At 72.3% G+C, this 15,669-nt stretch carries 10 protein-coding genes; all 10 read left to right on the top strand.

What is annotated here, in order from left to right:
- Positions 1-3 precede the first annotated feature (3 nt).
- The 10 genes from AC1UKG_RS11800 to gatB all read left to right on the top strand — a co-directional run bounded on the left by AC1UKG_RS11800 (position 4) and on the right by gatB (position 15,652).
- Positions 4-963: an electron transfer flavoprotein subunit alpha/FixB family protein gene (locus AC1UKG_RS11800; protein WP_018729833.1), complete on the top strand. Its 960-nt coding sequence runs from the start codon at positions 4-6 to the stop codon at positions 961-963.
- A gap of 107 nt (positions 964-1,070) precedes the next feature.
- Positions 1,071-3,779 carry an HAD-IC family P-type ATPase gene (locus AC1UKG_RS11795; RefSeq protein ID WP_018813585.1) on the top strand — a complete coding sequence of 903 codons (2,709 nt, stop codon included), beginning with the start codon at positions 1,071-1,073 and terminating at the stop codon, positions 3,777-3,779.
- 93 nt (positions 3,780-3,872) lie between these two features.
- Complete coding sequence (locus tag AC1UKG_RS11790) at positions 3,873-5,048, top strand: cysteine desulfurase family protein (protein WP_026271192.1); 1,176 nt, start codon at positions 3,873-3,875, stop codon at positions 5,046-5,048.
- Between the two features lie 148 nt (positions 5,049-5,196).
- Positions 5,197-6,270, top strand: coding sequence for a tRNA 2-thiouridine(34) synthase MnmA (mnmA, locus tag AC1UKG_RS11785; RefSeq protein ID WP_018813586.1), 1,074 nt, complete (start codon positions 5,197-5,199; stop codon positions 6,268-6,270).
- Positions 6,271-6,322: 52 nt separating this feature from the next.
- Positions 6,323-7,330: a methionine synthase gene (locus tag AC1UKG_RS11780; RefSeq protein WP_029123158.1), complete on the top strand. Its 1,008-nt coding sequence runs from the start codon at positions 6,323-6,325 to the stop codon at positions 7,328-7,330.
- 184 nt (positions 7,331-7,514) lie between these two features.
- Complete coding sequence (gene ligA, locus AC1UKG_RS11775; RefSeq protein ID WP_482641755.1) at positions 7,515-9,650, top strand: NAD-dependent DNA ligase LigA; 2,136 nt, start codon at positions 7,515-7,517, stop codon at positions 9,648-9,650.
- Positions 9,651-9,793: 143 nt separating this feature from the next.
- Positions 9,794-12,208, top strand: coding sequence for an EAL domain-containing protein (locus AC1UKG_RS11770; protein WP_475889243.1), 2,415 nt, complete (start codon positions 9,794-9,796; stop codon positions 12,206-12,208).
- Positions 12,209-12,361: 153 nt separating this feature from the next.
- Complete coding sequence (gatC, locus tag AC1UKG_RS11765) at positions 12,362-12,667, top strand: Asp-tRNA(Asn)/Glu-tRNA(Gln) amidotransferase subunit GatC (RefSeq protein ID WP_018220804.1); 306 nt, start codon at positions 12,362-12,364, stop codon at positions 12,665-12,667.
- Positions 12,664-14,139 (top strand): Asp-tRNA(Asn)/Glu-tRNA(Gln) amidotransferase subunit GatA, encoded by a 1,476-nt coding sequence (gatA, locus tag AC1UKG_RS11760; RefSeq protein WP_018743028.1) that lies wholly within the window; start codon positions 12,664-12,666, stop codon positions 14,137-14,139. The genes gatC and gatA overlap by 4 nt, the downstream gene beginning before the upstream one ends.
- 13 nt (positions 14,140-14,152) lie before the next feature.
- Positions 14,153-15,652, top strand: a complete 1,500-nt coding sequence (gene gatB, locus AC1UKG_RS11755) for an Asp-tRNA(Asn)/Glu-tRNA(Gln) amidotransferase subunit GatB (RefSeq protein ID WP_018743029.1) — start codon at positions 14,153-14,155, stop codon at positions 15,650-15,652.
- Positions 15,653-15,669: the final 17 nt, after the last annotated feature.

Genomic DNA, 15,669 nt, shown 5'->3' with positions numbered 1-15,669 from the left:
GACATGTCTGAGGTTCTCGTCGTCGTCGAAGCCACCCGGGAGTTCGGCGTCAAGAAGGTCACCCTGGAGATGCTCACCCTCGCCCGTGGCCTGGGTACGCCGAGCGCGGTCGTGCTCGGCGGCCCCGGCGCAGCCGAGGCGCTGAGCGCGAAGCTGGGTGAGTACGGGGCAGCGAAGATCTACGCCGCCGAGAGTGCGGAGATCGACGGCCACCTGGTCTCGCCCAAGGCCACCGTCCTGGCCGAGTTGGTGACGCGGGTACAGCCCGCCGCGGTGCTGCTCGCCTCCGCTCAGGAGGGCAAGGAGATCGCCGCTCGCCTCGCGGTGAAGCTCGATAACGGCATCCTGACCGACGTGGTCGGGCTGGACGCCGACGGCACCGCGACGCAGGTTGTCTTCGCCGGCTCCACCATCGTGAAGTCCAAGGTCACCCGTGGCCTGCCGCTGGTTACCGTTCGGCCGAACTCGATCACCCCGGAACCGGCCGCGGCCACCCCGGCCGTCGAGCAGCTCACCGTCTCGGTTTCGGCCGCCGACAAACTGGCCCGGGTCGTCAACCGGGTCGCCGAGCAGAAGGGCAGCCGTCCGGAGCTGACCGAGGCGTCGGTCGTCGTCTCCGGTGGCCGTGGGGTCGGCACCGCCGACAACTTCAAGCTCGTCGAGGAGTTGGCGGACCTGCTCGGTGGCGCCGTCGGCGCTTCCCGCGCCGCCGTTGACTCGGGCTACTACCCGCACCAGTTCCAGGTGGGCCAGACCGGCAAGACGGTCTCCCCGCAGCTCTACATCGCGCTCGGAATCTCCGGCGCGATCCAGCACCGGGCCGGCATGCAGACCTCAAAGACGATCGTCGCGGTCAACAAGGACGGTGAGGCGCCGATCTTTGAGCTCGCCGACTTCGGCGTGGTGGGTGACCTGTTCAAGGTCGTACCGCAGACCGCCGAGGAGATTCGCAAGCGCCGGTGAGCTGACTCGCCAGACCCGACCACAACCGTACGGTCGCCGCGTCAACCTGCGAGGATGGCCTGCGTGCCCCGCACGCACCCCGCCGAGGCAGGGAACGAGGAGCGCGGATGCCGAGGACGCCCGACCGGGGCCACCACGCGTTGGCCCTGCACGAGGTCGTGCTGCTGCTCGAGACCGACACCGAGCGCGGCCTGGGGGACGCGGCAGCGGCCGACCGTCGGGAGCGCTTCGGGGCCAACGTCCTGCCGGCCGCCACCCGCGGCGGCCTGCTCCGCCGGCTGCTCCGCCAGTTCCAGAACCCCCTCGTATACGTGTTGGTGGGCGCCGGCCTGGTCACCCTGCTGCTCGCCGAGTACGTCGACTCGGTCGTGATCTTCGGTGTGGTCCTGGTCAACGCCCTGGTCGGGTTCCTGCAGGAGTCCAAGGCCGAGGCCGCGCTGGACGCGTTGCGGTCGATGGTGCGGACCGAGACCCGGGTGGTCCGGGATGGTCAACCACGTCGGGTGCCGTCGGCGGAGGTCGTCCCCGGCGACCTGGTGCTGGTCGAGGCGGGGGAGAAGGTCCCCGCCGATCTGCGCCTGGCCCGCGCCGACGAGGTCAGGGTCGACGAGTCGACCCTGACCGGTGAGTCGCAGCCCGTCCGCAAGGACGAGGTCGCCGTCGCGGACGAGACTCCGGTGGCCGACCGCCGGAACATGCTCTACTCCGGCACGCTCGTCACCGGCGGCTCGGCGGCCGGACTGGTCATGGCCACCGGGGCCGAGACGGAGCTGGGTCGGATCCACCGCCTGGTCGGTAGCGCCCAGGTGCTGGACACCCCGCTGACGGCCAAGCTGGCCCGCTTCAGCCGGCTGCTCACCGTCGTGATTCTCGTGCTCGCCGGGGTGGCCTTCGGGGTCGGCATCCTGCGGGGGGAGAGCGGCAGCGAGATGTTCACCGCCGCCGTGGCGTTGGCGGTCGGGGCCATCCCCGAGGGGCTGCCCGCGGCGGTGACGATCACACTGGCGATCGGGGTTGGGCGGATGGCCCGCCGGCAGGCGGTGATCCGGCGGCTGCCGGCGGTGGAGACGCTGGGCAGCACGACGGTGATCTGCACCGACAAGACCGGCACCCTGACCGAGAACCAGATGACGGTGCGGATGCTCTGGACGGTCGCCGGCCGGCACGAGGTCACCGGCAGCGGATACCAACCAGCCGGTGAGATCCGGGGTCCCGACGGCGAGCCCGTCCGGATCTCCGGTGACGGGGCGCTGCGCTGGTCGCTGCTCGCCGGGGTGGCCTGCAACGACGCCCGGTTGGTCGAGCGGGACGAGGGGTACGTGGTGCTCGGCGACCCGACCGAGGGCGCGATGTTGGTGGTGGCGGCCAAGGCCGACCTGTGGGCTGCGGCTGTGGCCGACGAGCTACCCCGGGTCGCGTCGGTTCCGTTCACCTCGGAGCGGCAGTTCATGGCGACCCTGCACGACACCCGCGACGGCGGACGGGTGGTGCTGGTCAAGGGCGCGGTCGAGCGGCTGGTGGAGTGGAGCGTCGCGGCGCTGGACGAGCAGGGGCGATCGGTGCCGCTGGACCGGGACGAGGTGCTGGGCGCCGCCGGCGCGCTCGCCGGCGAGGGGCTACGGGTGCTGGCCACGGCGCAGCTGCGGATGGCCGGTGACGCCGAGTTGGCAGTGCAGGAGTTGCCCGGCAACCTGGTCTTCACCGGCCTGCACGCCATGTTTGATCCGCCCCGGGCCGCGGTCGCTGACGCGATCTCCGCCAGCCAGCGAGCCGGCATCGCGGTGAAGATGATCACCGGTGATCATCGGAGCACCGCGTGCGCCATCGCCGGTCGCCTCGGGCTACTGGCCGCGGAGCCGGGGTCCGGCGCGGTGCTCTCCGGCGCCGACCTCGCGCGGCTCTCGCCCGCCGACGGCCCGGCAGCGGTGGACCGGGCGGCAGTCTTCGCCCGGGTGTCGCCGGAGCAGAAGCTGCGGCTGGTGGAGGCGTTGCAGGCCGATGGACAGGTGGTCGCCATGACCGGGGACGGCGTCAACGACGCGCCGGCCCTGCGGCAGGCCGACATCGGGGTGGCGATGGGACGCAGCGGCACCGAGGTGGCCAAGGAGGCGTCGGACATCATCCTCACCGACGACGACTTCACCACGATCGAGGCGGCCGTCGAGGAGGGGCGGGGCGTCTTCGCCAACCTCACCAAGTTCATCACCTGGACGTTGCCCACCAACGCGGCGGAGGGAATGCTGGTCCTCGTCGCCATCGTGCTCGGCACCGCGCTGCCCATCCTGCCCAGCCAGATCCTCTGGATCAACATGACCTCGGCGGTGCTGCTCGGCCTGACGCTCGCGTTCGAGCCGAAGGAGGAGGGGATCATGTCCCGGCCGCCTCGGGATCCGGCCCAGCCGCTGCTGACCAGCGCTTTGGTGATGCGGATTCTGCTCGTTTCCGCCCTGGTCGTGGCGGGCGCCTGGTGGGTGTTCGAGTGGGAGTTGAGCGGCGGCGCGGAGCTGGCGCAGGCCCGTACCGCGGCGGTGAACCTCGTCGTCGCCGTGCAGATCTTCTATCTGTTCAGCTGTCGATCGTTGCGCCACTCGGCGTGGCGGCTGGGGCTGTTCACCAATCGCTGGCTGATCGGTGGGGTCCTGCTCCAGGCGCTCGGCCAAGTGGCGCTCACCTACCTGCCGGTGTTTAACACACTGTTCCGGACGGCGCCCATCGGCCCCGGGACATGGCTGCGGATCCTGGGGGTCGCCCTCGTGGCCGGTGCCGTCGTGGCGCTCGACAAGCGGTTCGGCTGGTTCGGCCGCCGGCTCGGTTGAGCTGCCGCGGCTCGCCCACCCGGTGCGGCGCGGTTCTTCCCGGAGGCCCTCCGGCTTCCGGTTGACCCCGATCCGGTCGTTAGGCTGAACCTGATGGCTTATTTGGATCATGCGGCGACCACTCCGATGCTCGACGTGGCGTTGGAGGCGTACGTCGCCACCGCGCGCGAGGTCGGCAACGCCTCCGCCCTGCACGGGGCGGGCCGGCAGGCCCGCCGCCGGGTGGAGGAGTCGCGCGAGCGGGTGGCCGCCGCGCTGGGTGCTCGCCCCGCCGAAGTGATCTTCACGGGGGGTGGCACCGAGAGCGACAACCTCGCGGTCAAGGGCATCTTCTGGGCCCGCCGGTCCACCGATCCCCGGCGGACGCGGGTGGTGTCCAGTGCGGTCGAGCACCACGCGGTGCTCGACGCCGTCGACTGGCTGGCCGCGCAGGAGGGCGCCGAGGTGAGCTGGCTTCCGGTCGACGCCCTCGGCCGGGTCACCCCGCAGCGGCTGCGCGCCGAGTTGGCCGCCGCCGCCGACCAGGTGGCGATGATCACGACGATGTGGGCCAGCAACGAGGTGGGTACGGTCCAGCCGGTTGCCGAGTTGGCCGCGGTGGCCGCCGAGCACGGGGTGCCGCTGCACACCGACGCGATCCAGGCCGTCGGTCAGGTGGCGGTGGACTTCGCCGCCAGTGGCGTCTCGGCGCTCACCGTGACGGGGCACAAGCTCGGCGGGCCGGCCGGGGTGGGTGCCCTGGTGCTCGCCCGGGACGTCGCGGTGACCCCGCTGCTGCACGGCGGCGGCCAGGAGCGGGACGTCCGCTCGGGGACCTTGGACACGGCCGGAATCGTCGCGTTCGCGGTCGCCCTGGAGACGGCGGTCCGGCACCAGCAGGAGTGCGCGGCCCGGCTCGCCGCCCTCCGGGACGACCTCGTGGCGCGGGTGCGGCAGGCGGTGCCGGAGGCGGTGCTCAACGGCGACCCGAACGATCGCCTGCCCGGCAACGCCCACTTCTCCTTTCCGGGCTGTGAGGGCGATGCGCTGCTGCTCCTGCTCGACGCGCAGGGCATCGCCTGCTCCACCGGCTCGGCGTGCTCGGCGGGGGTTGCCCAGCCGAGCCATGTGCTGCTTGCGATGGGCGCCGACAGCGCCCGTGCCCGCTCCTCGCTGCGCTTCACGCTCGGCCACACCAGTACGCCGGAGGAGGTTGACGCGCTGATCGCAGCTCTGCCGGAGGCGGTCGACCGGGCCCGGCGTGCCGGTAGCCTCCGCGCTACGCGCTGATTCCGTCGTCGCACGGCGGCAGCGGTTCGCTCGGTAGGCATCGCCCCGGGAGAGCGGGGCGCGCTGGGTTTGGGGGCGGCGGCTGGGGTGGTTACGCTCGTCCGGGCACCACCGCGGTGCCCGACGGTGTTGTGGGAAGGTGGTCGGGGTGCGGGTGCTGGCGGCGATGTCGGGCGGCGTGGACTCCGCGGTCGCGGCGGCGCGGGCCGCCGAGGCCGGGCATGACGTGACCGGGGTGCATCTGGCGTTGGCCCGCAACCCGCAGACCTATCGCACCGGCGCCCGGGGCTGCTGCACGCTGGAGGACTCCCGGGACGCCCGGCGGGCCGCCGATGTGCTCGGCATCCCGTTCTATGTGTGGGACATGGCCGAGCGGTTCCAGGCTGACGTGGTGGACGACTTCGTCGCCGAGTACGCGGCCGGCCGTACCCCGAATCCCTGCCTTCGCTGCAACGAGAAGATCAAGTTTGCCGCGGTGCTGGACCGGGCCGTGGCCCTGGGTTTCGACGCCGTGGTCACCGGCCACCACGCGCGGCTCGGCGCCGACGGTTTGCTACGCCGAAGCGTCGATCTCGCCAAGGACCAGTCCTACGTGCTCGGCGTGCTCACCCGCGAGCAGCTAAGCCGGTCGATGTTCCCGCTGGGGGATTCGACGAAGACGCAGGTCCGAGCGGAGGCAACCCGGCGCGGTCTGGCGGTGGCCGACAAGCCGGACTCGCACGACATCTGCTTCGTCGCCGACGGGGACACCCGTGGTTTCCTCGCCCAGCGGCTCGGTGCGACGCCCGGCGATGTCGTCGACGCCGCCACCGGCGAGGTGGTGGGCCAGCACACCGGGGCGTACGCCTACACCGTCGGGCAGCGGCGTGGGCTGCACCTGGACCGCCCGGCCGCGGACGGTCGTCCCCGCTACGTCCTGTCGATCACCCCGAAGACCAACACGGTGACGGTGGGCCCGGCCGAGGCGTTGGCGGTGTCCCAGGTGCAGGCGGCGCGTCCGGTGTGGATCGCCGGGCCCCGGCCGGCTGCTCCGGTCGAGTGCGAGGTGCAGCTGCGTGCGCACGGCAACGTGGTGCCCGCGACCGTGGCGGTGACCGGCGACGGGCTGCGGGCCGAGCTGCATCAGCCGGTCCGCGGGGTGGCGGCCGGCCAGGCGATCGTGGCCTACCGTCCGGACCCGGCGGGCGACATCGTGCTCGGCTCCGCCACCATCGCGGCCTGACCGACCGGGTGGCCCGGCGGGTGGTGGTCCGTGAATCGGATAGTCTTCGACCGTGAGTGATCAGCCGTGGCCGTGGCCCGCGGGTGCGGCGACCGGTGTCGGGTCGCTCCCCGGCACCGACATCGCGGAGGCCCAGCGGATCGCCCTCGGTGAGCTGCCCCTCCTTCCCCACCTGCCCGAGTTGCCCGCCCGTGGCCCGGGCGCGGAGCTGATCGGCCGGACCGCCGGGCTACTGGTGGAGCTACCGGTTGAGCTCTACGCCGCCCGGTGGCGCGTCGCCCCCCGCCCCGGTCGGGACCGACGCCGGGCCCGGGACCTGATGGAGCGGGATCTGGACCAACTCGCCGCGCAGGCCGAGGCGTACGCCGGGCCGGTCAAGGTCCAGGTCGCTGGGCCGCTGACGCTCGCCGCGGCGGTGGAGCTGCCGCTGGGCGGCCGGTTGGTACGCGATCCCGGCGCGATGCGGGACCTGGCCGGCTCCCTGGCCGAGGGGGTGCGGGAGCATGTCGCTGCCGTCGCGCGTCGGCTACCGCGGGCCTCGGTGCTGCTGCAGCTCGATGAGCCGTCGTTGCCGGCGGTGCTCGCCGGGCGGGTGCCGACCGAGAGCGGGTTCGGGGCGTACCAGCCGGTGGAACCGGGCCGAGCCCGCAGCCTGCTGCGCGAGGTCATCGCCGCCGCCGGCGTACCGGTCGTGGTGCACTGCTGCGCACCGGACGTGCCGCTGGAGCTGATTCGGGAGGTCGGCGCGGTCGGTGTGGCCCTCGATCTCGACCTGGTCACCGACCTGGATCCGGTGGGCGAGGCGATCGACGCCGGGCTGGGCCTCCTGGCCGGTGCCGTGCCCACCCGACCGTCCGCAGCCGGCGACGCACCGACCTCGGCGCAGGTCGCCGAGCGGGTCCGCCGGCTCTGGGACCGCCTCGGGTTCCCCCGTCGGCAGCTCGCGCCGCAGGTTGTCATCACGCCGGCCTGTGGGTTGGCGAACGCCACCGGGGGGCACACTCGAGCGGTCCTCGCCGCCTGCCAGGACGCGGGACGGCGGTTGAGCGAGCAGGGGTGAGCGCGCGGGCCGCGGGTGCTGCCCGCGTCGGGTGACCGCGCCCGCCGGTAGCTCGGCGGCCGTCGTGGCCGGGGCTACGGCCAGCACGGCCTCGTCATTGCTGGCGCGGGCCGGTGTCCGGCGTAATGTCTCACCGCCCCGATACGGTTTCCCGGGGTAGTGGGAAGAATGGGAGGTCAGGGCGATGTCCGAGGATGCCATCGGCCAGCAGGTTCCTGCGGAGCAGGAGGCGGCGGCCGGCGCGGAGCCGACCTCGGCGGCGCGCGAGCGGCATGCGACGCTCAGCCGGGAGCTGACCGAGCACCAATACCGCTACTACGTGCTCGACGCGCCGACCATCTCCGACGCGGCCTTCGACGAGCAGCTGCGGGAGCTGGCGGCACTGGAGGCGGAGTTCCCGGCCCTGCGCACGCCGGACTCGCCGACGCAGCGGGTGGGGGGCGCCTTCTCCACCGACTTCACCCCGGTGGCGCACGCCGAGCGGATGATGTCGCTCGACAACGCCTTCTCCGACGAGGAGCTGGCGGCCTGGGCCGAGCGGGTCGAGCGGGATGCCGGTGGGCCGGTTCCCTACCTCTGCGAGCTGAAGGTGGACGGCCTCGCCATCAATCTGACCTACGAGCAGGGGCGCCTGGTCCGGGCGGCCACCCGGGGGGACGGCCGCACCGGCGAGGACGTGACGGCGAATGTTCGCAGCATTCGGGACGTGCCGGGGGAGCTGACGCCGTCCGCCGAGTTTCCGGAATTCCCCGCTCTCCTCGAGGTCCGCGGTGAGATCTACTTCCCGGTCGCCGGCTTCGCGGATCTGAACGCCGGGCTGGTCGAGCAGGGGCGGGCGCCCTTCGCCAACCCGCGCAACGCAGCCGCCGGCAGCCTGCGGCAGAAGGATCCACGGGTCACCGCGTCCCGGCCGCTGCGGCTGGTCGTGCACGGCTTCGGGGCCCGCCGGGACTGGGCGCCGAGCACCCAGTCCGAGTCGTACGCGGCGTTGCGGGCCTGGGGCCTGCCCACCAGCGATCGGTGGCGGGTGGTGCCGGGGCTGGCCGGTGTCGCGGAGTACATCGCGCACTACGCCGCGCACCGGCACGACGTCGAGCACGAGATTGATGGCGTGGTGGTGAAGGTTGACCCGGTGGCGATTCAGGGCCGGTTGGGTTCGACAAGCCGGGCGCCGCGTTGGGCCATCGCCTTCAAATACCCGCCGGAGGAGGTCAACACCCGGCTGCTCGACATCGACGTGAACGTCGGGCGCACCGGCCGGGTCACTCCCTTCGCGGTCCTGGAGCCGGTCCGGGTGGCCGGGTCGACGGTGGCGCTGGCCACCCTGCACAACGCCCGCGAGGTGGAGCGCAAGGGGGTGCTGATCGGCGACACGGTGGTGATCCGTAAGGCCGGGGACGTGATCCCCGAGGTGCTCGGCCCGGTGGTCGAGCTGCGCCCACCGCAGGCTCGGCCGTTCGTGATGCCGAGCAGGTGCCCGTGCTGCGACACTCCGCTGGCTCCGGCGAAGGAGGGCGACATCGACATCCGTTGCCCCAACACGCGTAGCTGTCCGGCCCAGCTTCGAGAGCGGGTCTTCCACCTCGCTGGGCGGGGGGCCTTCGACATCGAGGTCCTGGGCTACAAGGGGGCCGCCGCGTTGCTCGACGCCCAGATCATCACCGACGAGGGCGATCTGTTCACCCTCGACACCGCGCAGTTGGCGCAGTCCCCGTTCTTCGTCAACAAGGACGGCAGCCTCGGCAGTAACGCGGTCAAGCTGCTGGAGAACCTGACCGTGGCCAAGGAGCGCGAGCTCTGGCGGGTGCTGGTGGCGCTCTCCATCCGGCACGTCGGTCCCACCGCGGCGCAGGCCCTGGCCCGGCACTTCCGCTCGGTCGAGGCGATTGACCAGGCCGGGGAGGAGGAGCTGTCGGCGGTTGACGGAGTCGGGCCGACCATCGCGGCGAGCGTTCGGGAGTGGTTCGCCGTGGGCTGGCACCGCGAGGTGGTGCGCAAGTGGGCCGAGGCCGGAGTGCGGATGGCGGAGGAGGCCGTCGAGCAGGGGCCGCGCCCGCTGGAGGGGGTGACCGTGGTGGTGACCGGGACCCTCGCCGGCTTCTCCCGGGATCAGGCGGCCGAGGCGATCAAGTCGCGTGGCGGCAAGGTCACCGGCTCGGTCTCGAAGAAGACGGCCTTTGTGGTGGTCGGTGACAACCCTGGGACAAAGGCGGAGAAGGCGGCGAGCCTGAAGGTGCCGGTGCTGGACGAGGAGGGCTTCCAGGTGTTGCTCGACGCCGGCCCCGAGGCTGCTCAGGCGGTGGCCCGGATCGAGGGCTGACCGGCGGTAGTGGCGCGTATACCAACTTAATTACGACTACGACCGATTCGTGACTGTCGTACGGGGAATTCTGGCTCCTGGGGCGTTTCATGGGGGACACGGCGTACGCATGGGTGCGCCGACCCTGACCCGCGGGAGGTGTGATGGCGACGGCCGACCCGCGCAACTTCGTCCCACCGGGACGGAGCGCGCCGTTCTTCGCCTTCGTGGCGGTGGTCCTCGCCGTGGCCACGCTGACGTCGGCGGGTCCCTTGCTGGCCCTTCCCGACCAGGTGCTCGGGCTTCCCGCGGCGTTCTGGACCATGGCGGTGCTGGCGGTCGCCGGGGACGCCCGCCCGTTCGACCCGCCGGGGCGGCGGCAGTCGTCGGCGGTCTTCGCGTCCACCTGCTTCACCTTCGCCATCCTGCTCGGCTGGGGGCTGGGCCCGGCGGTCGCCGTGCAGGCGGTGGCGGTCGTGGTGTCCGGGGTCCGGATGGGGCACGCCAGCTGGCGAATCGCCTTCAACGCCGGCCAGTGCGCCTGTGCCCTCGCCGCCGCCCATGTTCTCATCGGCCTCGGCCCGGGCGACCTCTTCGGCGGCGGACAGCTGAGCTGGACCGACGTGGCCGCGATCGGCGGCGCGACGCTCGCCTGGTTCGTGGTCAACCACGGGCTGGTCAACTCGGCGGTGTGGCTGCGCTTCGGGGCGCGTTGGCGGCAGGGGATGGGTTTCGAGCTGCTCTCCACCGGGTCGCTGCTGCTGCTTGCGCCGGTGGTGGTCACCGCGGCCCAGGCGAGTGCAGCGCTGGTCCCGCTGGTGTTGGCGCCGCTGTTCGCGGTCTACCAGATGGCCCGGCTCAGCAGTGAGCAGCAGCAGCTGGCCGCCCTCGACCCCCTCACCGGCCTGGCCAACCGGAAGGCGCTGGTGGCCGAGGTCGGCGAGCAACTCCACCGGCACGCGGAGCGGGCCGCGGATGGTGCGGCGCCGGCCCGACTGGCGCTGCTGCTGCTCGATCTGGACCGGTTCAAGCACGTCAACGACGCCCTTGGGCACGCTGTCGGCGATCGCCTGCTGGTCGAGGTGAGTGCCCGGCTGACCGAGGTCGCCGGCGGGGATCTGGTGGCCCGGCTCGGCGGGGACGAGTTCGCCATCGTGCTGACCGGGCTGACCGATGTCGCCGAGGCACGCGATCGGGCCGACCGGGTGGTGGCCGCGTTGGCCGAGCCGGTCACCCTGGACGGGCTGCCGCTGGATGTCGGCGGGTCGATCGGGGTCGCGCTCTTCCCCGACCACGGCGAGGACTTCACCACCCTGATGCGCCACGCCGACGTGGCGATGTACGACGCGAAGCAGCGCAACGACACGGTCGCCGTCTACGTGGCCGAGTCCGACCACAACACGGCCGAGCGACTGGGTCTCCTCGCCGACCTGCGTCGGGTTCTCGCCTCCGGTCTGCTCCCGGAGGCGGAGGGCGGCGGGGCGGACCCGGGGCGTAACGGTTCGGCCTTCCCGGTGCTCGGCGGTGACGGCGCGGTGTCGCCCCGCACGGGCGGGCCGAACCCGGGCCGGTGGCAGTGGTGGGGCCGACGGCAGGGCGTACACCTGGTCCACTCCGACGAGCTGATCCAGCGGATCGTCACCGCGGCCGACCCGATTCGCCGCCGTACCACCGTCGGCCCGGCCGGTCCGCCGGCCCCCGCTGGGACCGTTGATCCGCTCGCCGCGGCCACCGACGGAGCCGGGGGGCCGCCTCGGGCAGCGGTGGTGCATGGAGGCGGGCTGGCTGACCCGGGCGGTGCGGGTGAGATCACCATGTACTACCAGCCGCAGGTCGCCATCGCGACCGGGGAGGTGGTCGGGGTCGAGGCGCTGCTGCGCTGGCGCCACCCCCGGCGCGGGATGGTCGACCCGGAGGAGCTGATCCGGGTGGCCGAGCAGAGCGCGGTGATGCGCCTGCTCACCTTCCGGGTCATCGACGACGTGGTGACACAGTTGGCGCGGTGGCAGGCGGCGGGGGTGGTCCTCCGGGCCGCCCTGAACGTCAGCGTCCGGGACCTGCACACCGGGGAGATCGCCGACCGGATCGCAGAGCGGCTCGCCCGGCACGGCGTACCGCCGCAGCGCCTCCAGTTGGAGATCACCGAGGGGGCGCTGATGGCCGACCCGCGGCGGGTGCTCGCCACCATCACCCGGCTGCACCGACTCGGCGTGGGGATCGCCCTGGACGACTTCGGCACCGGCTTCTCCTCCCTGCAACACCTGCGGCGGCTACCGCTGTCCGAGGTGAAGGTGGATCGCTCCTTCGTGCTCGGGATGACCGAGGACGCCGACGACGCGGCGATCGTTACCTCGGTGGTCGAGTTGGCCCGGGCGCTCGGGCTACGGGCGGTGGCCGAGGGGGTGGAGGACGAGCGGACCTGGCGGATGTTGCACGCGATTGGCTGCGACGCCGCACAGGGCTGGTTCTATGCCCGGCCGATGCCGGCGGAGGAGCTTGTCGCCTGGCTGGCCCGGCATCGTCCGGTCCGCCCGACGGCGGCCCCGGAGGCCGCCGTCCGGCAGCACCCGGCCCGTTGACCCTCAACCCACCTGCCGGCCGTGCCGTCGAGGGGGGAGTCGAGGCAGCGGCGCCGGAAGGGAGCAATAGACTCGCTGCGGTCACCGCGGGTAGCGCAGCACACCCGCGGTGGGCGCGGACAGATCAGCAGGACAGCCACGAAGGGGGCACCGATGGCCGCCATCTCCCGCGAGGAGGTCGCGCACCTGGCGCGACTGTCGCGGCTCGCCGTGACCGAGGAGGAGCTGGCTACCCTCGCCGGCCAACTCGACGTGATCCTCCAGGCAGTTGCCCAGGTCGGTGAGGTCACCGCGGCGGACATCCCGCCGACGTCGCACTCCGTGCCGCTGACCAACGTGCTGCGCGACGACGTGGTGGCGTCGTGCCTGACGCCCCAGGAGGCGCTGTCGGGCGCGCCCGACGCCGCTGAGCAGCGGTTCCGCGTACCGCGGATTCTGGACGAGGATGTGGCTTCATGACCGACCTGACCAGCTTCTCCGCCGCTGAACTCGCCGGCCTGGTGGCGCGGGGCGAGTCCTCGGCGGTCGAGGTCACCCAGGCGCACCTGGACCGGATCTCGGCCGTTGACGACCGGGTGCACGCCTTCCTGCACGTCGACACGGAGGGCGCCCTCGACGCGGCCCGCGACGTGGATTCGCGCCGCGCCGCCGGCGAGCCGCTCGGCCCGCTGGCCGGTGTGCCGGTGGCGGTCAAGGATGTGCTCACCACGAAGGGCGTACCGACCACGGCCGGGTCGAAGATCCTGGCCGACTGGCGCCCGCCCTACGACTCCACGATCGTGCGCCGGCTGCGGGCGGCCGGTACGGTGATGTTGGGCAAGACCAACATGGACGAGTTCGCGATGGGCTCCTCCACCGAGTACTCGGCCTTCGGGCCGACCCACAATCCGTGGGACCTGAGCCGGATCCCGGGCGGCTCCGGCGGCGGCAGCTCGGCCGCGCTGGCCGCGTACGAGACACCGCTGTCGATCGGGTCGGACACCGGCGGCTCGATCCGTCAGCCCGGGGCGGTCACCGGCACCGTCGGCGTCAAGCCCACCTACGGGGGGACCTCCCGGTACGGCCTGGTGGCCTTCTCGTCCTCGCTGGACACCCCCGGCCCCTGTGCCCGAACGGTGCTGGATGCCGCGCTGCTGCACGAGGCGATCGGTGGCCACGACCCGCTCGACTCGACCTCCATCCCCGCGCCGGTGCCGGACGTGGTGGCCGCCGCCCGGCTCGGTGCCAGCGGCGACCTGACCGGGGTTCGGCTGGGCGTGGTCCGGGAGTTCGCCGGGGAGGGAGCCGAGCCGGGCGTGCTGGCGGCCTTCCGGGCGGCGGTGGAGACGCTCACCAAACTGGGTGCCGAGGTCGTGGAGGTCTCCTGCCCGCACTTCCAGTACGCGCTGCCGGCCTACTACCTGATCGCCCCGAGCGAGTGCTCGTCGAACCTGGCGCGCTTCGACGGTGTCCGGTTCGGTCTGCGGGTCGGTGACGACGGTACCCGGTCGCTCGAGGAGGTCATGTCGGCGACCCGGGAGGCCGGTTTCGGCCCGGAGGTCAAGCGCCGGGTCATGCTCGGCACGTATGCCCTCTCGTCGGGCTACTACGACGCGTACTACGGTCAGGCGCAGAAGGTGCGCACCCTGATCAGCCGGGACTTCACCACCGCCTTCGACCAGGTCGACGCCCTGATCTCGCCGACGACGCCGTTCGTCGCGTTCCCGGTCGGGGCCCGCACCGCCGACCCGTACCAGATGTACCTGGCCGACCTGTTCACCATTCCGAGCAACCTGTACGGCGGGCCGGGCATCTCGGTGCCCTGTGGCCTCGCCGACGGGCTCCCGGTCGGCCTGCAGGTCATGGCACCGACGATGGCTGACGACCGGATGTACCGGGTCGCGGCCGCGCTGGAGAGCGCCGTCGGCCCGTTCACCCCACCGGCACTGTGAGGCAGGAGCACCGATGACGACGACACTGCCCGCGTACGACGAGGTCGTCGCGCGCTACGAACCGGTGATCGGCCTGGAGACCCACGTCGAGTTGGGCACGAACACCAAGATGTTCTGTGGCTGCCCGACCGACTTCGGCGGGGCACCGAACACCCGGGTCTGCCCGGTCTGCCTGGGGCTGCCCGGCTCGCTTCCGGTGGCCAACCGGGCGGCCGTGGAGGCGACCATCCGGATCGGGCTCGCGCTGAACTGCTCGATCGCGCAGTGGTGCCGGTTTGCCCGGAAGAACTACTACTACCCGGACATGCCGAAGAACTACCAGATCAGCCAGTACGACGAGCCGCTCTGCGTGGACGGCTACCTGGATGTCGAGGTGAACGGCGAACCGGTGCGGATCAGCATCGAACGGGTGCACATGGAGGAGGACACCGGCAAGACCCTGCACGTGGGCGGGGCCACCGGCCGCATCCACGGTGCGACCGAGTCGCTGGTCGACTACAACCGCGCCGGTATCCCGCTGGTCGAGATCGTCACCAAGCCGATCCCCGGCGCCGGCGCGATGGCGCCGGAGGTGGCCCGGGCGTACGTCACCGAGCTGCGCGACGTCCTCCGGTCGCTCGGCGTCTCCGACGTACGGATGGAGGAGGGGTCGCTGCGCTGCGACGTCAACACCTCCCTGAACCTTCCGGGTGAGCAGTGGGGCACCCGTACCGAGACAAAGAACGTCAACTCGCTGCGGTCGGTGGAGCGCGCGGTGCGCTCCGAGATCATCCGGCAGGCGTCGGTGCTTACCGCGGGCGGCCGGATCACCCAGGAGACCCGGCACTTCCACGAGGACACCGGGGACACCACCTCCGGCCGTTCCAAGGAGACCGCGACCGACTACCGGTACTTCCCGGAGCCGGACCTGGTGCCGGTCGCGCCAGATCCGGCCTGGGTGGCCGAGTTGAAGGCCGCGTTGCCGGAGTTGCCGCGGGTGCACCGGCGTCGGCTGCAGCAGGAGTGGGGCCTGTCCGACCTGGACATGCAGTCGATCCTGAACGCTGGCGCGGTCGAGCTGATCGAGGCGACCATCGCGGCGGGCGCCACCCCGACCGCCGCTCGCAAGTGGTGGCTGGGCGAGCTGTCCCGCCGGGCCAACGAGACCGGGGTGGAGCTGGCCGACATCGGCGCCACCCCGAAGCAGGTCGCCGAGTTGCAGGGCCTGGTTGACGCCGGCAAGCTCACCGACAAGCTGGCCCGTACGGTGCTGGAGCACGTGGTCGCGGGCGAGGGTTCGCCGGCCAAGATCATGGCTGACCGCAAGCTGGAGGTGGTCTCCGACACCGGCGCGCTGACGGCGGCGGTGGACGAGGCGATCAGCGCCAACCCCGCCATCGCCGACAAGGTCCGCGGCGGCAAGGTGGCCGCGGCCGGTGCCCTGGTCGGCGCGGTGATGAAGACCACCCGTGGCCAGGCTGACGCCAAGACCGTGCGTGAACTGATCCTGGAGCGCCTCGGCGTCCAGGGCTGACGTGCGAGGAAGGGCCC

It is taken from the genome of Salinispora sp. CH2A1_6 (genome assembly GCF_056820975.1).
Note: the sequence above shows the minus strand (reverse complement) of the source record. Positions and strands in the feature narration are given on the sequence as shown.

What these genes read in the sequence shown, in the direction of transcription:
- AC1UKG_RS11770 (WP_475889243.1), top strand. Translation starts at nt 9,794, where the DNA reads ATGGCGACGGCCGACCCGCGCAACTTCGTCCCACCGGGACGGAGCGCG.
- ligA (WP_482641755.1), top strand. Translation starts at nt 7,515, where the DNA reads ATGTCCGAGGATGCCATCGGCCAGCAGGTTCCTGCGGAGCAGGAGGCG.
- AC1UKG_RS11795 (WP_018813585.1), top strand. Translation starts at nt 1,071, where the DNA reads ATGCCGAGGACGCCCGACCGGGGCCACCACGCGTTGGCCCTGCACGAG.
- gatA (WP_018743028.1), top strand. Translation starts at nt 12,664, where the DNA reads ATGACCGACCTGACCAGCTTCTCCGCCGCTGAACTCGCCGGCCTGGTG.
- gatB (WP_018743029.1), top strand. Translation starts at nt 14,153, where the DNA reads ATGACGACGACACTGCCCGCGTACGACGAGGTCGTCGCGCGCTACGAA.
- gatC (WP_018220804.1), top strand. Translation starts at nt 12,362, where the DNA reads ATGGCCGCCATCTCCCGCGAGGAGGTCGCGCACCTGGCGCGACTGTCG.
- AC1UKG_RS11790 (WP_026271192.1), top strand. Translation starts at nt 3,873, where the DNA reads ATGGCTTATTTGGATCATGCGGCGACCACTCCGATGCTCGACGTGGCG.
- AC1UKG_RS11800 (WP_018729833.1), top strand. Translation starts at nt 4, where the DNA reads ATGTCTGAGGTTCTCGTCGTCGTCGAAGCCACCCGGGAGTTCGGCGTC.